Here is a 21,338-nt window from a genome sequence, read left to right on the forward strand (position 1 = left end):
TATGAAAACTTGAGCATTTTATGCAAAGGTCCTCGTAAATACAGTACAGATGGTGAAAAAAGAGCTTCTGATTACCTAATAAGTAAATTAAATGAATATGGCTATCAGACTAATATTCAGGAATTTCCGGTGTATCATAAGAGGGGTGAGGACTGGCTTAAGGGGCGCAGGAGCCTATAAAGAAAAGCTGTGAGTTGGTCCATCCTGTTTTTATGATGAGCTTTGTCTTTGCATTATTTCCGATGCCTACGCAAACCAGATCAGAGAATCATTGAAGTAAAGCAGAACATTTTGGGATTTGCAACAGGATCAGTTTACATAATAATTTTCATTAATATTGTTATTGTAAACAAGGATACCAAGGTAGATAAAGAGACAACGACAGCAGCGTATTCTTTTTCTTTGTCAAAGCTTTCGGCAAATATGGCAGTCATAGCAGAAGCAGGCATAGAAGACATAATAATCACGGTATTGACAGCTTTTGAAGCCTCCCCTAAAAATAAAGAGATAACATATATTATAACTGGAATAATAATTAATTTTGCGGCTAATCCATAATACAATGTCCAGTCATGAATATATCGTTTTAGATTTGCAGTGGAAAGTATGACACCAATAATAATCATGGATAAAGGACTGGATATGCTGCCAACACTTTTTATACTTGATAATAATGGGGCAGGAATTTTAAGATCGAATATCATAATTATTATGCCCGCACACACTGCAATAATCGATGGATTCAAAACTATTTTCCGTAATTCTTCTATCAGAGAATTTTTTTCATGACGGCCTTTGAAAAGAAGCAATCCATAGGTCCATAGAAATATAACAAAATACATATTAAATATGGATCCGTATATAATGCCTTCGGCTCCATAGACGGAGTATAACACAGGGAAACCAATGTAGCCGGTATTAACAAATACATTGGAAAAATGCAAAATTGTTTTCTTGTTTTTTTTGACTGGCAAAAGAATGAAGCGGGAGAGGACTATCGTGATAAGATAGACTGCAAATGAATAGTAAAAAGTTTTTAAGACATTGGTTTTTATTGTGTCATCGTAGGTATAGATAAAAGAAGATAGAATCATACAAGGTAAAGTAAGCTGTATGAGGATATCGATTAACCCCTTATTGATCGCAGCTGTAATGATCTTTCTCCTGTCTCCATAAACGCCTGCTAATATCATAAAGAATAGTGAAAGAACACTTTCAAATATTATATAAACTTCCAAGCGGCATACGCTCCTCATAGTAAGGTACTAACATATTATGCAATAGGCTTTAATCATGCAACGCTTGAATTTATAAGCATAAGCACATATTGTATAAAATAATATTGGCTGTTGACAATATGTAATTCTGTGCTTATAATTATTAAATAACATTAAATAATTAAATTAAGTAATAAGATTAAAAAAACAAGGAGGCCCTTATGAAGTCTTTTTTACCGAATGATATCAAGGATCAGAATAGAAAGATTATCTTTGATATATTACTGCAGGAACCGGATTTGGCAAAGGTTGAGGTGTCTGAGCGGACGGTTATGAGCTTTGTTACGGTCAGTAAGATCATTGATTACTTTGAGCAGATTGGAATCGTTACTGTGAACGGAGAAAGCAGGGAAGGCAGCGGAGGCTTGGGCCGTAAGCGTGTTGTTTATAGCTTCAACCCCAATAGCTACTCTACCATCGGGATACAAATGATCGGTAATAAAGTTTCAGCAGTACTGATCAATTTGTATAACCAGGTATTGAATACGTATGAAACGGATATGCAGGTACCCTTCCAGGAGGATATCGTTGTTGGTGCGGTCAAGAATATTGCAGAGCATTTTCAGGAGATAGCAAAGAAGCTTCCTACGACTATCACCGGAGTGGGAATCGGCATTGACGGTGCCATTCATGAAAAAAATAAAACAATAAGAATGCGCGCTTCAAGGGACAAGGAGCAGGATTATCCCTATGAAGAGATTCTAAAGAAGCTGGAGCAGGAGATAGATCTGCCGGTTATCATAGAAAATGACGTGAATGCTTCGGCGATTGCGGAATTTATACTTCTGGATAAGACCGGAGAAGGTCCGGAAGATTTACTGCAGATCGCACTTGGTGAAGGGGTTGGTGCCGGACTGATCCTTGATAAGAAGCTCCACCGGGGACATAATGCAGGTGTCGGAGAGCTGGAGTATATGTGCTTCGATACGGAGTTCGTGAATTCACCTTCCTCCATCGGCTGGTTGGAAAGTAAGTTGAATTTGGATTATCTGGCCGAGACTTTTCACTATTCTGTCGGCAATCCGGAGGATATGACCCGGGAAGAGAAGGAGAAGAGTGTTGACTATATTTCAAAATATATAGCATTGGCTATCACCAACATCGTAAGTCTGTTGGATATACGGTCTATCATCTTAAGCGGAAAGACGATAACAGTGTTCCCTGAGGAAATATTAGCTAAGACGGCAGAGTATATTAACCGTTACACAGGCTGGCAGCTGGACATATCGGTGAGCACAAAGAAGAACTCGACAGCGATTGGGGCAGCTATTCTATCCTTGCAGAAGGAAATGACGAAAGTAATATCCGGCTAGGGGAAGAAAAAGAAAAGGCTGTCAATTGCTGGTCTGGAAAGGGATGGTTATTTGATGATCAAAGTTTATGAAACAGAGGAAGCTTTGGCTTTGACAATTGCAAGAGAGATGCGGGAGCAGATCGAAAAGAAAGCGAATCCGGTGTTCTGTCTCGCAGCCGGAAGCACAGCTTCCAAATGCTATAAAAAGTTTGCCGAGGAGTGCGGCAACAGCGAAGCAATCAAGAAATTATCCTTTGTCAGCTTGGACGAATGGGTTGGTACCGGCAGCGAGACCATCGGCAGCTGCTATCAGATGCTCCGGGAAGATTTGTTTCAATATTTGCCCCTATCAAAGGAGAAAATTATATTCTTTGATACTGTCAATAATAACCTGGCAGAGGAATGTAAGAGAATCGATACTTATATTAAGGAAAAGCCGATTACCTTCAGCTTAATGGGAGTCGGTATGAACGGTCACATTGGTCTGAATGAGCCCGGCGCCCCCATCAAGGATCATAGCAGTATTGTGCCGCTTTCCGATACCACAAAGCGCGTAAGCCAGAAATATTTTGCGGAAAGTACTCCTGTGGAAGAGGGAATCACCCTGGGCCTGCAGCAGATTATTAACAGCGAGAGAGTTCTCGTCGTGGTAACAGGTTCCCACAAGAAGGATATCATAAAAGAAATCCTTGAGAACCCCAAAGCACATCTTCCGGCTCAGGAATTGCTGGGATACGAGCATATTGATTTTTACATCGATAAGGATGCGGCGCAATTAATCAGACAGGAGTTTTGTAAATGAAGGACCACATGATAGGGATTGATGTCGGAGGTACGAATAGCCGGGTGGCGCTTCTGAATCGGAATTTGGAAATTGTATCAAAAGAGGCTGCTTTAACCTCTGATTTTGATACCGCAGATGTGTTTTTTAAAAAGCTTAGAGAAATGGTTTATAGGGTTGATCCGGATCACAGAGCAGAAGCAATCGGAATCGTATTACCCGCACCCTGGACGATTGGAAAGAAAACGATAACGGATGCAACGAATGTTCCGTTTTTAGAAGACTTTGAAATAAAAAAGATAAAATATTATTTTGAAGGGTATCAGGTATATCTGGAGAATGATGTGAATGTAATTGCCCTGTTAGAATCGAATTACGGAGCCGCTAAGAACAGCATTCATTCCGTATATATCACGGTAAGTACCGGTATCGGAAGCGGAATTATCATTAATAATAAGATTTATCACGGGGCCAACGGATATGCAGGTGAGATTGGCAGTATTCTTGTTGGAGAACAGGATGGCATATCGAATGATCCATTGGATTATACACTGGAGAGACTTTGCAGCGGTAAAGCGCTGGAAAGCAGGAGTATTGCCATATACGGAGAAACAGCGGCCGCGGTGGATTTGTTTGTGAATTACCGGGATGGGGAAAGCAGGGCGAAGGAAGTTCTCAGGGTGTGGATCAGTAATCTGTCATCAGGGCTGGCGGCAGTGACGCAGATGATGGATCCGGACGTCATCGTTCTGGGCGGACCGGTAATCCTGAATCATAAATGGATCATGGAACAATTAAAAGAAGAAATACGGAAAAAGGTACTGGGAAGATTGGCAGAAAAGGTGAAAATAGCAGCGGCTGAGTTTGATGCAGAATCAGGATTGATCGGTGCGGCTTATTATGCGTTTGAAGCAAATGAAGGGAGAATAAGAGTATGAAGAAGTTAAAAATTGCTTTAGTTGGTGCAGGAAGTGTTTCTTTTGCCTTAGGAGCATTGCACGATATCGTGTTATCAAAGAGATTGCAGAATGAGGTTGAACTGGAAGTCGCATTAATGGATATTGTGGATGCCAACGTAGAAAGACAAGGTTCAGATCAGCCATGAGTATGCTATTCCGATTATTGAAGCAATCTTCTTTGAGGATGAGATCAGGTTAAATGCTGCAAATCTGCCAAATCATGGGGCCATTGCAGGATTACCGGAGGACATGGTAGTTGAGACTCAGGCAGTTGTCAACAAGGATGGTATTCGGCTGGTTCCCATGGAAGTAAAGCTGCTCACCGCTATTCTCGGTACCATCCATATTCAGGGAACGATTCATAAACTATTAATTGAGGCATATACAGAACAATCCAAGACTAAGCTATTGCAGGCAATTCTGCTGGATCCCCAGGCACCTACCTACTATCAGGCATGTGCAATGATTGATAAAATGTGCGAATTGCAAAAGGACATTCTGCCGAAGCTTGAGTGGAAATAGTTCGGAGGAACATGTTGGATAAGAAGCAGCTGATAAAATTACTATCACAAATGACGACAGAGGAAAAGCTGGGGCAGCTGACCCAAACCACCGGAGAGCATTTCATCGGCTAGGAACAAAAAAAGTCAGTTAACTATGAACTGACTTTTTTGTTCAATATAATTCTGGAATTATCCGCGAGCAATTTTCAACGGTCTCGGTTTATTGTGTTTTTATGGCCTCTTGCATAAGCTTCAGGCATGCCTCCGGATCGCCCTCAAAGCCGTCTTTCTTGAGATAAAGGGCTTTCTCGGGACCCAGGTAGAGATAAATATAGTCCTTATGCTGTTTGATCTCCGTGATCTGAAGATAAGGGTAGGTCGAAATATACTGTATGCCTGACAGGGTGAAGTAATCGCTGTAAAAAGTGAACACCGCCACCATTCCCTTGGTCTTATCATAGGACTTCATCGTGCGTGCGATGAGCTTCTCAACATTGATGACCTGGTAATAGATAAAGATAAACATTAGTACGATGGCGATTATGCATCCAAGCAATCCGGCACTGGAGCGGTATAGGAGAAACAGCACCAGCAGAAAGGCAATGGCAACGGTTATCCAGATCTTGATTTTCTTTGTCGAGTGGTTGTATTGGTAGAAATCCTTTACCACGTCCTCTGAATATTTGGTCCGGTTCGTGAACAGGACTTCTTCCTTCACATTCGACTCTTCCCGCTGTCGTTTGGCGGCATAGAACCGGGCCAGAGCATCCGATCTCTGGCTTTTTAGGACCTTTTGCTTCTTGTTCCTCATCCTGACCAAGATCGACCAGACGATAATAACGAGAATTAGGGCTGCCAACTGGATTATCAGACGGTTCGCGGCATCCTTCCTTTGCTTCTCCACCTCAGCCTTGTCCAGGAACAGGGTGAAATGAGTGCCGTCAACCAATTCTTTAATGAAAGTCTCGTCAATAGGGGCGGTGCTGCCGCTCTGATAAATATCATAGGAATAGGTATAGCCGTTGACGATGGTGCCGTAGATCACTTCCGTCGCGGTGGTGTCACTCTGCGTGACCTGGAGATGGTAACGGAAGAAAATGGCTTCCTCATGGGGAACGGTCTCAATGGTGGCCTTAGTGGTCTCGTCCTCTGTCTCTACAAGGCTTTGAAAGAAAGCCTCCCGTTCCTGGCCGGAAATCAGGGAAAGGTTATAGATTTCATCGGTCTGGCTGGATTGCTTCTGGAGCAGCCTCACCAGGGTCTTGGTTTCGGGGTCGAAAAATATGGCCTTTATGCCCATGCTGCTCATGCTTTTCTTTTCGGAAGCGACGTCGAAGATGCCCGCTTTACCCCAGGTTTCGTCCGTGTTGGGAGTGTTCGGCGTCAGCACCAGGGCATCCTCGGGCAGGGTCAGCTCCAGATACAGCTCGGAAAAATCCTGGACCCGGGCTTGTGCAGACGGGGCGGGAAGGATGGCAAGGGACAGAAGAATCGCGGTAAGAAAACCACCTATTATCTTTTTTTTCATGATATATCTCCTCATATTTAGAAATCAATATTATTATCTTACCACGAATCAACGCAATCTTCCATGGTTTTTCCTGCCGAGAATCTGAAAAAAGCATAAACAAAGTGTGGGATGAAGGAAGAAATAATGATTTATATAACTTATAAGTAGAATTTTACAGTAAAAGGATGTATAATATGGGACGGAGGTGAAAAACGGTGGATATTTTAGTGAGTTCGATTGTTCAAGTTGTCCTGTTTTCTGTTGTACCACTCATCTGGTGGCTTATTACAGCTCGTAAAAAGCTGGATTTTTTAAAATGGATTGGATTGAAGAAGCCAATAATAAAGGACTCTTTCATAAAATTTTTACTCATTCTATTTGCAGCTTCAGGCACATATATTTTGCTTATGGCAATCGTGATGAAGCTGCTACTGGGAGAGGTAGATACGGCAGTAACCCGGTTTGAGGGCCAAGGCTGGAATGCTCTTTTCTACATACTGATTTATGCAGTTATTCAAACCGGTCTATCAGAAGAAATTTTGTTTAGAGGTTTTATAGGAAAGCGGTTGACGAACCGGTTTGGTTTTACCGTTGGAAATACTGCTCAGGCAATTCTATTTGGCCTTCTGCATGGGCTGCCATTTGGATTTGCTACAGGTAATGCAGCGGTGACAATTCTATTAATAATGCTTCCTGGGTCCATAGGGTGGATCGAGGGATGGCTGAATGAGAAATATGCTTCCGGTTCCATCGTTCCTGGTTGGATCATGCATGCTATATTAAATATTTTGTCTGCTTTAAGCTCAGCATTCTAAGTTTTTGTGAAGTGCCTTGAACCAAAATTGCGGTTTCCTCCTTGCCGATTTTACTGTCCCTTGAAGGCTTAGCTTGACGCTATGTCAGAACATCGATATAATGACAATACAAGAATATTAGGCATATAAATTGGACATGTTTCAATCCTTGGGGAGTGAAAACTAAGCCAGCCTGGGAGGTAATCATGATTAAGGTTCAAAACTTGTCCTACTCATATCCGCAAAAGGATTTATATAAAAACATTTCATTTACAATAGAAGATAATGTACATTGTGCCTTGATCGGCACCAATGGTACAGGAAAAAGTACGCTGCTCGATTTACTGATGCACTCCGAAGATTATCTGTACGATGGAAAAATAGTAATTGACAATACAGGCAGAATTGGATATGTCAGTCAATTTTCGCAATTAGATCCCAAAGAAGATATAACCGTGTTTCAGTATATCAGCGACGAATTTGTCAGGCATGAGAAGAAAATATTTGATCTTTGTAAGCAAATGGAGACTGCTGTAGATCTGGAAAAGATCTTCGAGGAATATCAAAAAGAATTAGAGGAATGGGATGCAATTGATGGAGCGTCTTACGAAATCAATATTAGGAAGCAATTAAAGCTGGCTGATCTGAAAAAGCTGGAAGAGCAGAAGCTCAGCAGTCTGAGCGGCGGAGAATTCAAGCTGGTTCAGGTAATCAGAGGGATACTGCTGAGTCCACGGTTTCTTATTATGGATGAACCGGATGTGTTTTTAGATTTTAAACATCTGAATGCATTAAGAAATCTCATCAATGCCCATAAGGGAACGCTTCTTATCATCACACATAACCGGTACTTGTTAAACCATTGCTTTAACAAGATACTTCACATGGAAAATATGGATGTCCAGGAATTTGACGGAACCTATACAGAATATAATTATGAACTGCTTGCCACAAAGATTGATTTACAAGAAGCAGCTGCCGCAGACCAGGAAGAGATTGACCGCCAGAGCAGAATCTTAGATAAATCCAGAGCGAAAGCGACGGCAATGGATAACTCGTCCCTTGGAAGAGCCGTACATGCAAGACAGACCTTGGTGGACCGGCTGAAGGCAAGAAAAACAAAGGCTCCTTTTGTGGATATCAAGCAGCCGGAAATTTACTTTGAGCCGGAGAATGAAGTAACAGAGGAAAATATTCTGGAATTGACGGATTACAGCGTTGCCTTTGACGAGCAGCTTTTAGAACATGTGGATTTTGAAATGAAGCCGGGAGAGCATGCAGCAATTGTAGGGAGTAACGGAACCGGAAAAACAACAATGTTATGTGAGATTTTTGAAAATAAGAAGGACACGATCAAACTTAGTAAAGAGGCGGAGGTTGGCATGTTTTCTCAGATTACAGGCTCATTATATGACGATGAGAAAACCCTGCTTGAAATTTTTGAAGAAAAAGATTTTGGTACAAAAACGGATATAGAGAATTATTTGAAAAAATATGGTTTTGAAGGAGAGACCCTGGGGCAGAAAGTGAGTGAATTATCTGGCGGAGAAAAAGATTTGTTTCAATTGTCGGTGCTCTCATTAGAAAAAGCCAACTTCCTGCTGCTGGATGAACCGACGGGACATTTGGATGTTTATGCGCAGATTGCATTAGAACGGGCGATTTCAGAGTACAAAGGTGCAATTCTTATGGTGTCCCATGATTACTATACGGTGGCTAATTGCATGGACTATGTACTGTTGATAGAGAATAACACGGTGCGCAGAATGAGCATCCGTAAATTCCGGCAGATGATTTATGCCAATCACTTCGACAAGGATTATCTGCTGCTGGAGGAAAAGAAAAAAGAAACGGAAACCAGAATTCAACAGCTGCTTCGAGTGAATGAATTTGAAAAGGCAAAGGCTCTGATGGAGTCCTTAGAAGATATGATTAAAAAAATGAAAATTTCAATGGCCTAATAAGGCGGTATGGATGTTATAATGGAAAGCAAAGTTGGAGATATTAAAGTTTAAGTTTAAATAAAGGAGGATTTATCTATGAACAAGTTTATTTTTAGCGATTATTTTCATGAGCCTCAGGGGAAAATTGCCAAGCGTATGATTTTCAAAAGCGATAATGTAATTGCCTTTGTTCTAAACATTGCCAAAGGGGAAATACTTCCGGGGCACACGCATCTGGAATCCACCCTTTTTCTGCAGGTTATGGAAGGCAATGCCAAGGTTGTTACAGATGGAAAGGAAACCTTGTTGCAGGTGGGTGAGTTAATGCAGGTTGATGGGCAGGAAAGCCTGCAGGTTATAAACATCGGTGAAGATGTCCTGCGTCTGTTTGTCACAATTTCGCCCATGGGCTCAGAGGCCTTTGCAACAGATGCAAATGTTTAATGATTAGCAACACATACAGAAACAATTTGTATACTTAATAAGATGAAATATTATTTTAGAAACGCACTCATATAGAAATGGGTGCGTTTTGCTGTAGAATAATGATTAAATACTTTGTGATTTCTAAATTAATGGTATATAATGGAGGAAAGGTGTGACAGGAGATTTATGTGGAGGGATTACTTACAAGAGGAGATTTTGCTCCTAAAGGTTGCTGATTCGTACACTCAGTGTAGTAAAGAGAAATTAAAACAGCCGAGAAAATAAATGCGGTTGACCGGAACCTACCGTTTTTGATGGAGCCATTGGCGGACATTCAATGAACTTTGATGAATGCCATACCAACATGGAAGGTATTCTATGAAACACATAAACGTGACAATAATATTGTTATCATGTGTGTGGCAGGATGTGATGAAAAAGACAGCACTAGAATAACTGTAACTTTTTTACCGGAAGAAGCCAGATTAAATGCTCCAGAAAATAAAGGTATTTTAGTATCAGTAAGCGAGAATTTAGGTAAAAAGAAAGTAGATTATATTATAGATAATATAATAGATTTATATGATCAATACAAAGCAATTTATCTTTGAGATATAAAGAGGACAAAAAATATTTAATAGTTGGAGATGATTTCATGCGCAGCGCGATAGAAAGCAGGGTTTCAAGGAGAAAATTTGAAAAGGAACCCATTACAGACCGGGAAAAAGAAAATATTATGACCCTTATTCATCAATTAAATGAAGCATCCGGTTTAACTATGACGTTCCTGGAGGATGGAAGCAGTGCCTTTGGAAAGCTGAGAAAAAGTTATGGGTTATTTACCAATGTACGTTCTCTTATATTGATGAAAGGCAAGAAAGAGGATAAGGATCTGAAAGAAAAGATCGGATATTACGGAGAAGATTTCGTTCTTGCTGTCACTGATTTAGGTCTTGGATCATGCTGGGTCGGAGGTACCTTTGATAAAGAGGGATTAACTGTTGATAGCGGTGAAGAATTGGCTTGCGTCGTGGTAGTGGGTAAAGTGGCAGCGCCTTCCCTGACAGAGAAAGTGGTACGCTCAGCTACCCATAGAAAAGGGAAGAGCATGGGCGAGCGAATCGTAAGCGATCATCCTTTGCCCCAATGGGTGCAAAACGGTATGGAAGCTGTACTATTGGCCCCAAGTGCTAAGAACACACAAAAAGTAATGTTTCAATATGAGAACAACACCTTAAGCGCCCGGATTGCCAATGACTATTCGATGGATCTGATTGATTTAGGGATTGCAAAGAAACATTTTGAGATAGGAGCAGAGGCAGAAGTAAAAGGGAAGTTTGAATTTGGGAATGGAGGTATCTTTCATCTGGAATAAGCAATAACAGGGGGATTTTTATGTGGATTCTATATGCTTTTGGCTCGGCAGTATTTGCAGGTATGACATCTGTTTTAGCAAAGACAGGGATTAAAAATACGGATTCCAATCTAGCGGCTGCTTTGCGGACTGTCATTGTGCTTTTATTTTCTTGGGTGATGGTTTTTGTTGCAAGTTCACAGCATACCGTTCCAGCAATTCCTGCGAATAGCCTTTTGTTCCTGCAACGAAAAAGGAGCACTTGATAGAGTGAAATTAACCACACTCATTAAGTGCTTTTTTTGTAGCCATCCGGTGTCCTGATATTTTACAAACATTTAACATGCAATTAACACAGAGAATACGGTATTACTGTATAATTAATTAGTGCTTGTCATGAGAGAGATGATGGCAATTTAAAATATTAAACGAGGGTGACAAATGAATGATCTAATGTTAAAGTCCGGGCAAAGAGCCAAGATAAAAACAGAAGCGGTAAACCTGTTTTATGGCAGCTTCCAAGCTCTTAAGGGTGTTACGATGGACATTAAGGAATGTGCTATTACAGCCATAATTGGGCCGTCGGGATGCGGTAAGTCTTCCCTTCTGCGCCTTTTTAACCGTATGAATGACCTGATACCGGGGGTTAGGGTAGAGGGAAAATTAATGCTGGATGGTGTTTCGGTCTATGATAAGAATATGGATGTTGTTACACTGAAAAAAAGGGTTGGCATGGTTTTTCAAAAACCGAATCCCTTTCCCATGTCGGTCTATGATAATATGACTTTCGGTCCAAGGCATCATGGAATAAAGCAAAGGAACCGTCTTGATGAGATTGTGGAGAGAAATCTGCGGCAGGTTTCCTTATGGGACGAATTGAAGGACAAGCTGAAGGAATCTGCTTTTGAGCTTTCTCCTGGACAGCAGCAGCGTCTGTGTATTGCCCGTGCATTGACTGTGGAGCCTGAGGTTATATTGATGGACGAATCCTGCAGTGCTCTTGATCCGGAATCTACAATGAAGGTGGAAGAGTTAATGGAGGAGCTGGCCCAAAAATATACCATTATTATTGTAACTCATAGTATGGAGCAAGCGGCAAGGGTGTCTCACATGACAGCGTTTATGATGATGGATCAGGATAGGGCGGGGACATTGGTGGAGTATGCTTCAACATCAGAAATCTTTGCCAATCCCAGGGATAAACGTACGGAGGACTATATTACAGGCCGGTTTGGATAAAAATTGAGGATGAGGAATATGATGCAAACGAATATAACAAGCAAGCTGCTAAGACGAATAAGAGTAGCGGTCAGTGTTGTGATAGTGACCTTTTCTGTGGGTGCCATGTCTGCCTGCGGGCGGGCACCGGGCTCAGCCACCATTGTTGCTGGCTCAACTTCCGTACAACCTTATGCCGAGGTTCTGGCAGAAGAGTACATGATTTTGAATCCAGGTACGGAGATTGATATTCAGGGCGGAGGATCTTCAGCCGGTATTACGGCGGCCCAGACACACAGCGCTGATATTGGAATGTCCTCCCGTGCCATGAAAGAGGAGGAGAAAGGTCTATGGAATGTAGAAATTGCCAGGGATGGATTAGTGTTAATCGTGAATCCTAAAAATCCAATACAAAACCTTACTCTGGATCAAATTCGTGATATCTATGCCGCCGAAATTACTGACTGGAGTCAATTCGGAGGCGCGGAGGCAAGAATCAATATAATAGCGCGTGAAGAAGGCTCCGGTACAAGAAGTGCCTTTACGGAGCTGGTGATGAGGGAAACAGAGATAACCCCGAAAGCCATAGTCCAGGACTCCAATGGAGCGGTGCGGCAATTGGTTGCGGATGATCCCAATGCCATAGGCTTTATCTCTCTGGGGTTGGTTAATGATAATGTAAAAGCCTTGCATATAGCTGGCATCGAGGCCACGCGGGAAAATATAATGAATGGCAGCTACAGCATGTCCAGGCCGTTTTTATTTGTTACTAACGGTGAGCCGACGGGGCTGGCTAAAAGCTTCCTGGAGTTTACCCTTTCTTCCGAGGGGCAAAAACTACTGAGTCATGAGGGACTTATTCCATCAGCAGAGGGAGAGGGAAAATGAAGAAGTTTAAGGAAAAATTATCAGAGCGGATATTTCTCGTAATTGCGCTTTCCGCCTTATCGGTGCTGGCGCTCATCACGGTGTTTATCTTTGTAAAAGGGGTACCGATTATTGCCAAGGTTGGCCTGTTGAACTTTGTTTTTGGGATGAAGTGGGCTCCCAGCCAGGGGGCCTATGGCATTTTCCCGATGATTGTGGGATCGGTATCGGTTACTTTAGGAGCAGCAATTCTGGGAGTTCCCGTTGCGATTTGCTGCAGTATTTTTCTGGCTGAGTTTGCTCCTGCAGCCCTTAGAAACATATTCAGGCCCGCTATTCAGCTGCTGGCCGGCATACCCTCCGTGGTATACGGGTTCTGGGGCGTGCTGTTCATTGTGCCGATGATACGGAATCACCTGGGAGGACCGGGCTTAAGCATATTGGCCGGTTCTATCATTTTGGCCATTATGATTCTGCCGACGATCATCAGCATCACCGAAGTCTCGCTCCTTGCTCTGCCCCGCCATTATAAAGATGGGGCTCTTGCATTGGGGCTGACCCACTGGCAGACGATTCGTTCCCTGCTGCTGCCTGCGGCGAAGTCGGGAATTGTTGCCGCTATTATCTTAGGTTTAGGCAGGTCAATTGGTGAGACAATGGCGGTCATTATGGTTCTTGGTAATGCAGTGGCACTTCCAGAGTCAATTCTGGACCCGGTTCGGACGCTGACTACCAATATCGGTATTGAGATGGGGTATGCATCCGGCGAGCACCAGCAGGCGCTTTTCGCCACAGGGATTGTTTTGTTTGTTATTATCATGATTCTGAATGCCGCAGCCCAATACATCACACGAAAGAAGTGAGGACACAATGAGGATTAACGCGAAAACTTCCCAAAGGATAGCAAAATTTTTGATTTGGGCAGCTGCCCTTCTTGTTATAGTAATTCTTTTTTCCATCATTATTCATATTCTGATGAAGGGAATACCTATGATCAGCTGGCAGTTTTTAACGGAGATCCCGCGGAATATGGGCCGTACCGGGGGTATTTCTTCTTCTATTGCCGGCACGCTGCTTGTGACTGCCGTAGCCGTTATTGTAGCAACCCCCTTTGGAATTGGGACAGCGATATACCTTACGGAATATACACGTGAAGGCAGAGTTACCCGCATTATCCGATTCAGCGCCGAGTCCTTGGCCGGAATACCATCCATTGTATATGGACTTTTTGGTTTCATCTTCTTTGTCATATACCTGAAAATGGGCTGGTCAATTTTATCCGGCGGATTAACCATGGCGATCATGATTCTGCCCACTATCATCCGTACATCAGAAGAGGCAATCCGCACTGTGCCGCAGCTATACCGCGAGGTAGGCTTTTCTTTGGGATCCACCAAGTGGCAGGCAGTAACCAGGACGGTGCTCCCGTCAGCACTTCCCGGTATCGTCAATGGAGTGATCTTGAGCATAGGGAGATGCGTAGCCGAGACAGCGGCGGTTATTTTAACAGCCGGTTCGGCACTGCGTATGCCCACATCGCTTTTTTCACCGACCCGAACAATGGCAGTTCATTTTTATATACTGGCGAGGGAGGGAATATCCATGGAGAATGCTTATGGAACGGCAGCGCTCCTAATTCTTCTGATTCTTCTGCTGAATGTTGGTTTCAATATGCTGGTCAATCGATTCATAGCGAAAGGCCGTTAAGAGGTGAATAATGACACAGAAATCCAAAATAGAGATAAAAGGATTAAACTTTTATTATCAAGAAAAGCAGGTTATTAAAGACCTTAACCTGAAAATACCCCAAAATGAGATTTTGGCTGTTTTCGGACCGGCTAACAGCGGTATAACAACCCTGCTTCGTACCTTGAACCGTCTGTGTGACCTGACGTTCGGAACCCGCCAGGAGGGTGAGATCCTTTTGGACGGGAAAAACATCTTTGACCCGGACGTGAACGTGACAGAGCTGCGCCGCAGAGTAGGGATGGTCTTCGATGTACCGACCTCTCTGCCCATGTCCATCTTTGACAATGTGGCATTGGGCCCCCGCATGGGCGGAATGAAAACCAAGGCGGTTGTGGCCGAGAAGGTAGAAAAAGCACTTCGTATGTCTGCTCTCTGGGATGAGGTCAAGGACAGGCTGGATACCCCTGCAGCCAGGCTGTCCGGCGGTCAGCAGCAGCGCTTGTGCATTGCCAGAGTTCTGGCTCTGGAGCCCGAGGTTATCCTGCTGGACAGACCCTGTTCGGCTCTTGACCCGATATCAACGTCCAAAATTGAGGAATCCTTAAAACAGCTTCAGGAGCAGTTCACTATTATCATTGCCCCGCATACGGTTCAGCAGGCCGGGCGTATCGCTGACCGGGTGGCATTCATGTTAATGGGAGATCTGATAGAACAAGGCATTACCCAGGATGTCTTTTCCTTCCCCAAGGATAAGCGGACGGACGATTACCTTACCGGACGATTTGGTTAAAATCCAAAACAGGAACCGGAAAGTACGAAGCCGCTGCCCGAAAAAATCTTTGTAATATATAGCAATCCAGTTTATAATGGAGGCAAAGAAAATATATGGGAGATATCAATATGATAGATGTAAAAGGAAAATGGGTATTAGTAACCGGTGCCAGCCGCGGAGTTGGCAGACAAATTGCTTTGAAAATGGCCGAACTTGGATCTAATATTGTAGTTCACAGCAGAAATTTGAGCCATACCGCGAAGCTGGTAAAGGAGCTTGAAGCATTTGGGGTAAACGCCTGTGCTGTTCAGGCGGAGCTGTCCGATCAAGCTCAGGTAAAGTCCATGCTGGATGAAGTAAATCATGTGGTGCCGCAGATCGATATCCTGTTCAACAATGCAGGTATCTCAACCGGCTATAATCAAAACCTGTATGAGCATTCCCTTGAGGCATTCAGGACATGCTACGAGATTAATATGATTGCTGTTGCCCATATTTGCTACAATTTTTTGCCTGGCATGCTCAATCGCGGTTTTGGCAGGATAATAAATACCACCAGCGGAGTGAAAAATCAACCGGAGTTATCTGCTTATGCTGCAAGTAAGGCGGCTCTTGATAAGTTTGTCCGGGATTTTGCCCCAACCTTGGAGGGAACCGGCGTTATGATGAATCTCATGGATCCCGGCTGGCTGAGGACGGATCTCGGCGGGGCAGGTGCGCCTAATGCCGTGGAGACAGTTGTGCCCGGTGCAATTATAGGCGCATTGCTGGACGACAACAAGAGCGGCAGATGGATCAGTGCACAGGATTATGCCGGTCTGACGGTAGAAGAGGCTGTCGCCAAAGCCGCAGTGCTGCTGAAGTAGAAGAGCAGGGCGGTAAATGTAAACGGGATGTTTGCCAATGAAACCTTATAAGTAAAATGCAATTGTGTACAAAGTGAGCTGTGTTTTTCTGAAACGAAAAGCACGGCTCTTTTTTGTGGCTATGAGCAGGCATATACATACATTCTCAAGAAGGAAGGTTTCCAACTTACGTGTAGTGAAAAAGGGCGGTTGGACAACGGGGAGGCGTAATAATGTAAATTATAATAAAAAAATAAAAATAGTCTTGCATTCATTTCTAATATCGTATATAATAACATTATAAACTTTAACAGGTGTTAAAAAACTGAAAAGGAATTGTGAGAATATATTGAGATATCAATATATTTACAAAATTTATTCGTGTAAAAAAATTTGTGTTTTGGAAGTTTGTGGATGTGTCGGATTCATAACGGTCCAGACATTCCTTACAGCCGCAGCAGGGTAGAAAAATACAGAAGGATAAGGTAACAGTATGGAAAAAAATTATCAGGAAATGATTCAAAAAGTGGAAAACAATCTCTACGGTTTTTTGTACCACACGGATGCACGCTATATTGACAATCTGGTACATACGGTGGGACGATCCCCGGCAGAGGCAAGGAGCCTGGCAGCGTGGGACTGGACTCATGGGGTGGGTCTGTATGGATTATACAAATCTTATGAGTATACAAAGGATGAGAAATATTTGAAATACATCGAGGACTGGTTTGAAGACCGTATCCGGATCGGCCTTCCTGATAAGAATGTGAATACCGTTGCTCCCTTGCTGACCATGGCCTGCCTGTATGAGGTAAATCCCAAGCCAGGGCATAAGGCAATCATGCAGGAATGGGCCGACTGGATTATGAATGACATGAAACGGACCCAGGAGCGCGGCATTCAGCATGAGCATGCGGAACTGGAGAATCACCAGGAACTATGGGATGATACCCTGTTTATGACGGTGTTATTCCTTACAAAATACGGAAGAATATTTCATAAGCCGGAATGTGTGGAGGAAGCAGTCTATCAGTTAATGCTGCATGCCAAATATCTTATGGATACGAAGACGGGACTCTGGTATCACGGATGGAATTTTGTGGAGAGAGACAACTTTGCCAACGCTTTATGGGGGCGCGGCAACTGCTGGATTACCGTATTCATACCGGAGTTTTTGGAAATGGTGGAGCTAAACCCCAGGGAAGAAGAATTTATCCTGAATCTGTTTCAGAATCAGGCGGGGGCGTTAAGGAAGTATCAATCCGAGGAAGGCATGTGGCATACTTTAATTGATGATCCGTCCTCTTATTTGGAAGCGTCCGCCACCGCGGGATTTTGCTTTGGAATATTAAAGGGTGTGAGAAAAGGATATCTGGATACGGGTTATCTGGAATGCGGGCGGAAGGCGCTGATGGCCGTACTTGACGGGATCAATGAGGACGGTGAGCTGACGAGGGTATCCTATGGCACCAACGTGGGACGCACCTTACAGCATTACAAAGACATACCGCTGGTCAAGATGCATTACGGACAATCCCTTGCACTTCTTGCCCTGATTGAGGGACTGATGTAACGAGGGGATCCATGCTGTCTTGACGGTATTACGGCAATCACTATATGAGGGGGGAAATATATGAAGAGATCAAAAGAGAACAGGATAACAAGGCCGGGTTCCCGCAATTCTATAAAGCGTAACCTTCCATTGTATGTCATGTTGGCGATTCCGATGTTGTATATCATCACATTTGGCTATGCACCATTAGCCGGAGTTACCATTGCCTTTAAACAATATAATATTTTCCAAGGGATCTGGGCGAGTCCCTGGGTGGGTTTTAAACATTTCAAAGAGGTATTTGCGGCCAGGGAGTTCCAGGCAGCGATCCAAAATACGATTATTTTAAATCTGGGTGAGCTGTTCATCAATTTTCCCTTTCCAATCGTTCTTGCAGTGCTTCTGAACGAAATGAGCAGCCAGAGGATGAAAAAAGTAACACAGACGGTGTTATATCTGCCGCATTTTCTATCCATGGTGGTCATTGCAGGTATCATGTACCAGGTCTTTGCCGCCAACGGCATGGTGAATAATGCATTAGGCTCTTTTGGAATAGGACCGGTGAATTTTTTGGGAGATCCCGGAAAGTGGCGGGCAATCTATTGGGGAAGCGGCATCTGGATGGGAGCCGGCTACGGCATGATTGTCTATCTGGCCGCTATGGCGGGAATTAATGTGGAACTGTATGATGCCGCCTATATAGACGGAGCCGGGCGTTGGAAACGCATCTGGCATGTTACCCTTCCGCAGATTAGACCGACCATTGTTACTATGACAATCATGAATGTGGGGAAGATCTTGTCCATTGGATTTGAGCGGCCGTACTTGATGGGAAATGTGCTTGTACGGGATGTCTCTTCCGTAATCAGTACTTATGTGTATTCCGTGGGTTTGCAGGCGGGAAGATATGATTTTGCTACTGCGGTTGGATTGTTCCAGTCTGTCGTTGCAGTGTGCATGGTGGTGGCAGCGAATCAGGTTGCCAAGAAACTTGGAGAGGAGGGGATTATGTAATGAATTCAGTTTATGATAAAAAGCGGAGCTTATACCAGATTGTCATGACCCTTGTCTGTTGCCTTATGATTGCCGTCACATTGTTGCCCGTGCTGAATATCGTAGCAACTTCTCTCAGTGGTAAGAATGCAATTGCAAAAGGAATTGTCGGATTGTTTCCGAGAGAGTTTACACTGGAAGCGTATAAGATGGTGTTTCAGAACAATAATATTGTACGTTCTTTGTTCTACTCCATTCTGCTCACCCTTGGTGCCAGTTCCCTCTCTACTTTTATGACGATATTGGCAGCATACCCTCTTTCCAAAACAAATTTAAAGGGAAAACATATTTTCCTGATTTTGATTACGGTGACCATGTATGTGAATGCGGGAACGGTACCTAATTATTTGCTCGTTAAGAATCTGCATTTGATCAACACTGTGTGGGCGTTGATTCTTCCGGTACTGATCAGTCCATTTAACTTAATTATTTTACGTACCTTCTTTTCAGGAATCAACAAAGCGCTGTACGAGGCGGCTTATATGGACGGGTGCGGAGAGTGGGGGTGTTTGTTCCGGATTACGATTCCGCTGTCCCGGCCTTCCATCTTAACCATCATGCTGTTCTATGCAATCTCCAGATGGAATGGCATCACCGATGTGCTTTACTATATCAACAAAACAGAGTTATATACCCTGCAGTACCAATTGAAGCTTATGCTGGATACCCTGTCCATTCCATACAACCCGGAAGAGGTGGCGACAATGCTTATCACGCCGGAGAATGTGAAGTCTTCCACCATCGTCTTTGCCATGGTTCCTATGTTAATTGTATATCCCTTCGTACAGAAACATTTCACAAAGGGTGTTATGATTGGCGGCGTGAAGGAATAGAGGAAGCGGGCTATAGATAATTTTGAAAGCTTTAAAATTTAAAATAAACGGAGGTAGAAGTATGAAAAAAAGATTTACAATGGTATGCGCACTGGTTATGGTCATAGTAATGGCGGTAACAGGCTGCGGAAACACGTCGAAAACGACATCGCCGGACGGGGGGAAAGCAACATCGCCGGACGCAGGAAAGACGACATCGCCGGAAGCAACAAAAGGAGCATCGTCAGACACAGCGATAGTAGACATTAATGTAATGGTTTACGACCGCGGCGCCGAATTTTCTTCAGGCAACTCTTTAACGGACAATGAGCTGACCCGTTGGATTAATGAAGCAATGGAGCCCCAGGGGGTCCATGTAAATTTTGTTCCGGTTCCTCGTTCCGGTGCGGATGATCAGGTAAACCTGATGTTAACTGCCGGCACTGCGCCTGATATTATCAGAACCTATGACAGGCAGCGTGTTGCTACTTATGGAAGCCAGGGCGGTCTGGTAGACTTGGGACAGTATCTGGAGCGTATGGATGCAGCTTATGTATCCCAGAATCAGGCGGCAATTGAATTTGCCCAGTTTGATGGAAAGCAATATGCGCTTCCGGGCGTATACTCCTATCATGGCAAGGGACATGACAGCTATCTGCGTCAGGACCTTGTAGAGAAGATGGGGATGAAAATGCCTGCGAACAGGGATGAGCTGATTGAAGTGTTATACGCTATGAAGGATAAATTCCCGGATATCACCCCCTATGCATTCCAGGGTAAGGTCACCGACGGCAATTACACCAACTTCCTGCTTTCCTACGTAAGCCGCAGCAATGAGAGAGATAACTATATCTATGAACCGACCTTTACCACTGTTTTAAAACCGGGCCATATAGAAGGCTTAAAGCAGCTGAACCGGTTTGTGCTGGATGGAATTATTCCCGCCGATTTTGCGCTGGATGTAGATTCAACAAAATACAAACAGGATATTGCAAACGGTAAGGTTGGCTTCGTCTTAGACGGCGGCAGTGAAGCGATCAAAGCCTATGCAACAGCAGACGATCCGGATTATCACATGGTTGAAGTAGATGTGCTGCCAAACGCAGACGGTTCTTATGAAGTGCCGTCCCAGGATGCTTTGTCACATTATGTCTATGTACCGAAGACAGCAGAGAAGAAAATCGATGCGGTTGTGAAGTATCTGGCCTGGCTGTCGGCTGAAGAGAATGCAATGAATGTGTCTTACGGCGTGATTGGGATAGGCAGTGATTTAGTGGATGGAATTCCGATGGCGAAGCCTTCCGAGGAACGCATTAAGCTGGGCATGACACCCAATCCTGGTGATTCCAATTTCCTGATTGCAAACTTTGGCTTTGAAAAGGACAGGCTGGTTGCAAACTTCATGAATTCCAACCCCGGTGTCCCGCAGGAAGTTGCAGAGGGTAAGATTGCCTCACAGTACAGCAATTACTATGATAAGTGCCTCATCCCTTCCGCATTGCAGACAGACCAGCATGTGCCGCTGCTGCAGAAATTGATTGCGGAGTTTGTATTCAAGGTCATGTCCGCACCGGAAGGCAAGTTTGATGAAGTATACGCACAAGAGTACCAGATTCTGGTGGACAATCATTTACAGGAAGTATTGGATGAACGTGCCCAGTGGTATGATGCCAACATGAAGTAAACCAA

The 21,338-nt window shown here is 43.7% G+C and carries 23 protein-coding genes; 21 read left to right on the top strand and 2 right to left on the bottom strand.

Going from position 1 to position 21,338, the window contains the following annotated elements; genetic code table 11:
- Nucleotides 1–314: 314 nt before the first annotated feature.
- Complete coding sequence (locus HNQ56_RS19480) at nt 315–1,238, bottom strand: AEC family transporter (RefSeq protein ID WP_429149581.1); 924 nt, start codon at nt 1,236–1,238, stop codon at nt 315–317.
- A 200-nt stretch (nt 1,239–1,438) separates the two neighbouring features.
- Here HNQ56_RS19480 and HNQ56_RS19485 point away from each other — a divergent pair, with 200 nt between their 5' ends.
- Genes HNQ56_RS19485 through HNQ56_RS19505 form a run of 5 tightly spaced genes read left to right on the top strand, consistent with a single transcriptional unit; the run spans nt 1,439 to nt 4,833 of the window.
- The gene (locus HNQ56_RS19485; RefSeq protein WP_429149583.1) at nt 1,439–2,590 is read left to right on the top strand and encodes an ROK family protein; all 1,152 of its coding nucleotides are present in this window, start codon (nt 1,439–1,441) and stop codon (nt 2,588–2,590) included.
- A 54-nt stretch (nt 2,591–2,644) separates the two neighbouring features.
- Entirely contained in the window at nt 2,645–3,373 is a 729-nt protein-coding gene (locus HNQ56_RS19490) for a 6-phosphogluconolactonase (protein WP_429149792.1), read from the top strand.
- Nucleotides 3,370–4,290 (top strand): ROK family protein, encoded by a 921-nt coding sequence (locus tag HNQ56_RS19495; RefSeq protein ID WP_429149584.1) that lies wholly within the window; start codon nt 3,370–3,372, stop codon nt 4,288–4,290. Before HNQ56_RS19490 ends, HNQ56_RS19495 begins: the two co-directional genes overlap by 4 nt.
- Nucleotides 4,287–4,457, top strand: coding sequence for a hypothetical protein (locus tag HNQ56_RS19500; protein WP_429149586.1), 171 nt, complete (start codon nt 4,287–4,289; stop codon nt 4,455–4,457). Before HNQ56_RS19495 ends, HNQ56_RS19500 begins: the two co-directional genes overlap by 4 nt.
- A gap of 43 nt (nt 4,458–4,500) precedes the next feature.
- Nucleotides 4,501–4,833, top strand: coding sequence for a family 4 glycosyl hydrolase (locus tag HNQ56_RS19505; RefSeq protein WP_429149794.1), 333 nt, complete (start codon nt 4,501–4,503; stop codon nt 4,831–4,833).
- 201 nt (nt 4,834–5,034) lie between these two features.
- On the opposite strand, the gene HNQ56_RS19510 is transcribed toward HNQ56_RS19505, so the two are convergent.
- Entirely contained in the window at nt 5,035–6,342 is a 1,308-nt protein-coding gene (locus HNQ56_RS19510) for a YcxB family protein (RefSeq protein ID WP_429149588.1), read from the bottom strand.
- A gap of 197 nt (nt 6,343–6,539) precedes the next feature.
- On the opposite strand from HNQ56_RS19510, the gene HNQ56_RS19515 reads away from it, so the two are divergent.
- From HNQ56_RS19515 to HNQ56_RS19590, 16 genes are all read left to right on the top strand, one after another.
- Nucleotides 6,540–7,139, top strand: coding sequence for a CPBP family intramembrane glutamic endopeptidase (locus HNQ56_RS19515; protein WP_429149590.1), 600 nt, complete (start codon nt 6,540–6,542; stop codon nt 7,137–7,139).
- A gap of 185 nt (nt 7,140–7,324) precedes the next feature.
- The gene (locus tag HNQ56_RS19520; protein ID WP_429149592.1) at nt 7,325–9,079 is read left to right on the top strand and encodes an ABC-F family ATP-binding cassette domain-containing protein; all 1,755 of its coding nucleotides are present in this window, start codon (nt 7,325–7,327) and stop codon (nt 9,077–9,079) included.
- A gap of 78 nt (nt 9,080–9,157) precedes the next feature.
- Nucleotides 9,158–9,505, top strand: a complete 348-nt coding sequence (locus tag HNQ56_RS19525) for a cupin domain-containing protein (protein ID WP_429149593.1) — start codon at nt 9,158–9,160, stop codon at nt 9,503–9,505.
- 329 nt (nt 9,506–9,834) lie between these two features.
- Nucleotides 9,835–10,098: a hypothetical protein gene (locus HNQ56_RS19530; RefSeq protein ID WP_429149594.1), complete on the top strand. Its 264-nt coding sequence runs from the start codon at nt 9,835–9,837 to the stop codon at nt 10,096–10,098.
- 44 nt (nt 10,099–10,142) lie between these two features.
- On the top strand, nt 10,143–10,862 hold the full coding sequence (locus tag HNQ56_RS19535; RefSeq protein WP_429149596.1) for a nitroreductase family protein: 720 nt from the start codon (nt 10,143–10,145) through the stop codon (nt 10,860–10,862).
- Between the two features lie 20 nt (nt 10,863–10,882).
- Nucleotides 10,883–11,107 carry an EamA family transporter gene (locus HNQ56_RS19540; RefSeq protein ID WP_429149598.1) on the top strand — a complete coding sequence of 75 codons (225 nt, stop codon included), beginning with the start codon at nt 10,883–10,885 and terminating at the stop codon, nt 11,105–11,107.
- 175 nt (nt 11,108–11,282) lie between these two features.
- Entirely contained in the window at nt 11,283–12,080 is a 798-nt protein-coding gene (pstB, locus tag HNQ56_RS19545) for a phosphate ABC transporter ATP-binding protein PstB (protein ID WP_429149600.1), read from the top strand.
- Nucleotides 12,081–12,098: 18 nt separating this feature from the next.
- Nucleotides 12,099–12,947, top strand: a complete 849-nt coding sequence (locus tag HNQ56_RS19550) for a phosphate ABC transporter substrate-binding protein (protein ID WP_429149602.1) — start codon at nt 12,099–12,101, stop codon at nt 12,945–12,947.
- The gene (gene pstC, locus HNQ56_RS19555) at nt 12,944–13,789 is read left to right on the top strand and encodes a phosphate ABC transporter permease subunit PstC (RefSeq protein WP_429149604.1); all 846 of its coding nucleotides are present in this window, start codon (nt 12,944–12,946) and stop codon (nt 13,787–13,789) included. The genes HNQ56_RS19550 and pstC overlap by 4 nt, the downstream gene beginning before the upstream one ends.
- Nucleotides 13,790–13,796: 7 nt before the next feature.
- Nucleotides 13,797–14,633, top strand: a complete 837-nt coding sequence (gene pstA / locus HNQ56_RS19560; RefSeq protein ID WP_429149605.1) for a phosphate ABC transporter permease PstA — start codon at nt 13,797–13,799, stop codon at nt 14,631–14,633.
- A gap of 10 nt (nt 14,634–14,643) precedes the next feature.
- Nucleotides 14,644–15,405 (top strand): phosphate ABC transporter ATP-binding protein, encoded by a 762-nt coding sequence (locus HNQ56_RS19565; RefSeq protein WP_429149607.1) that lies wholly within the window; start codon nt 14,644–14,646, stop codon nt 15,403–15,405.
- Between the two features lie 110 nt (nt 15,406–15,515).
- The gene (locus HNQ56_RS19570) at nt 15,516–16,253 is read left to right on the top strand and encodes an SDR family NAD(P)-dependent oxidoreductase (RefSeq protein WP_429149609.1); all 738 of its coding nucleotides are present in this window, start codon (nt 15,516–15,518) and stop codon (nt 16,251–16,253) included.
- Between the two features lie 472 nt (nt 16,254–16,725).
- On the top strand, nt 16,726–17,805 hold the full coding sequence (gene bglB, locus HNQ56_RS19575) for a beta-galactosidase BglB (protein ID WP_429149611.1): 1,080 nt from the start codon (nt 16,726–16,728) through the stop codon (nt 17,803–17,805).
- Nucleotides 17,806–17,865: 60 nt separating this feature from the next.
- Nucleotides 17,866–18,798 carry an ABC transporter permease gene (locus tag HNQ56_RS19580; protein ID WP_429149613.1) on the top strand — a complete coding sequence of 311 codons (933 nt, stop codon included), beginning with the start codon at nt 17,866–17,868 and terminating at the stop codon, nt 18,796–18,798.
- Nucleotides 18,798–19,670 carry a carbohydrate ABC transporter permease gene (locus HNQ56_RS19585; RefSeq protein ID WP_429149615.1) on the top strand — a complete coding sequence of 291 codons (873 nt, stop codon included), beginning with the start codon at nt 18,798–18,800 and terminating at the stop codon, nt 19,668–19,670. The genes HNQ56_RS19580 and HNQ56_RS19585 overlap by 1 nt, the downstream gene beginning before the upstream one ends.
- A 61-nt stretch (nt 19,671–19,731) precedes the next feature.
- On the top strand, nt 19,732–21,333 hold the full coding sequence (locus HNQ56_RS19590) for an extracellular solute-binding protein (RefSeq protein ID WP_429149617.1): 1,602 nt from the start codon (nt 19,732–19,734) through the stop codon (nt 21,331–21,333).
- Nucleotides 21,334–21,338: the final 5 nt, after the last annotated feature.

Source organism: Anaerotaenia torta (assembly GCF_050433395.1).
In the GTDB taxonomy this organism is placed as follows: domain Bacteria; phylum Bacillota; class Clostridia; order Lachnospirales; family Lachnospiraceae; genus Mobilitalea; species Mobilitalea torta.

Excerpts from the sequence above, each read along its gene's own strand:
- HNQ56_RS19485 (WP_429149583.1), top strand. The coding sequence starts at position 1,439 with ATGAAGTCTTTTTTACCGAATGATATCAAGGATCAGAATAGAAAGATT.
- HNQ56_RS19490 (WP_429149792.1), top strand. The coding sequence starts at position 2,645 with ATGATCAAAGTTTATGAAACAGAGGAAGCTTTGGCTTTGACAATTGCA.
- HNQ56_RS19495 (WP_429149584.1), top strand. The coding sequence starts at position 3,370 with ATGAAGGACCACATGATAGGGATTGATGTCGGAGGTACGAATAGCCGG.
- HNQ56_RS19500 (WP_429149586.1), top strand. The coding sequence starts at position 4,287 with ATGAAGAAGTTAAAAATTGCTTTAGTTGGTGCAGGAAGTGTTTCTTTT.
- HNQ56_RS19510 (WP_429149588.1), bottom strand. The coding sequence starts at position 6,342 with ATGAAAAAAAAGATAATAGGTGGTTTTCTTACCGCGATTCTTCTGTCC.
- HNQ56_RS19520 (WP_429149592.1), top strand. The coding sequence starts at position 7,325 with ATGATTAAGGTTCAAAACTTGTCCTACTCATATCCGCAAAAGGATTTA.
- HNQ56_RS19525 (WP_429149593.1), top strand. The coding sequence starts at position 9,158 with ATGAACAAGTTTATTTTTAGCGATTATTTTCATGAGCCTCAGGGGAAA.
- HNQ56_RS19530 (WP_429149594.1), top strand. The coding sequence starts at position 9,835 with ATGAATGCCATACCAACATGGAAGGTATTCTATGAAACACATAAACGT.
- HNQ56_RS19535 (WP_429149596.1), top strand. The coding sequence starts at position 10,143 with ATGCGCAGCGCGATAGAAAGCAGGGTTTCAAGGAGAAAATTTGAAAAG.
- HNQ56_RS19540 (WP_429149598.1), top strand. The coding sequence starts at position 10,883 with ATGTGGATTCTATATGCTTTTGGCTCGGCAGTATTTGCAGGTATGACA.
- pstB (WP_429149600.1), top strand. The coding sequence starts at position 11,283 with ATGAATGATCTAATGTTAAAGTCCGGGCAAAGAGCCAAGATAAAAACA.
- HNQ56_RS19550 (WP_429149602.1), top strand. The coding sequence starts at position 12,099 with ATGATGCAAACGAATATAACAAGCAAGCTGCTAAGACGAATAAGAGTA.
- pstC (WP_429149604.1), top strand. The coding sequence starts at position 12,944 with ATGAAGAAGTTTAAGGAAAAATTATCAGAGCGGATATTTCTCGTAATT.
- pstA (WP_429149605.1), top strand. The coding sequence starts at position 13,797 with ATGAGGATTAACGCGAAAACTTCCCAAAGGATAGCAAAATTTTTGATT.
- HNQ56_RS19565 (WP_429149607.1), top strand. The coding sequence starts at position 14,644 with ATGACACAGAAATCCAAAATAGAGATAAAAGGATTAAACTTTTATTAT.
- HNQ56_RS19570 (WP_429149609.1), top strand. The coding sequence starts at position 15,516 with ATGATAGATGTAAAAGGAAAATGGGTATTAGTAACCGGTGCCAGCCGC.
- bglB (WP_429149611.1), top strand. The coding sequence starts at position 16,726 with ATGGAAAAAAATTATCAGGAAATGATTCAAAAAGTGGAAAACAATCTC.
- HNQ56_RS19580 (WP_429149613.1), top strand. The coding sequence starts at position 17,866 with ATGAAGAGATCAAAAGAGAACAGGATAACAAGGCCGGGTTCCCGCAAT.
- HNQ56_RS19585 (WP_429149615.1), top strand. The coding sequence starts at position 18,798 with ATGAATTCAGTTTATGATAAAAAGCGGAGCTTATACCAGATTGTCATG.
- HNQ56_RS19590 (WP_429149617.1), top strand. The coding sequence starts at position 19,732 with ATGAAAAAAAGATTTACAATGGTATGCGCACTGGTTATGGTCATAGTA.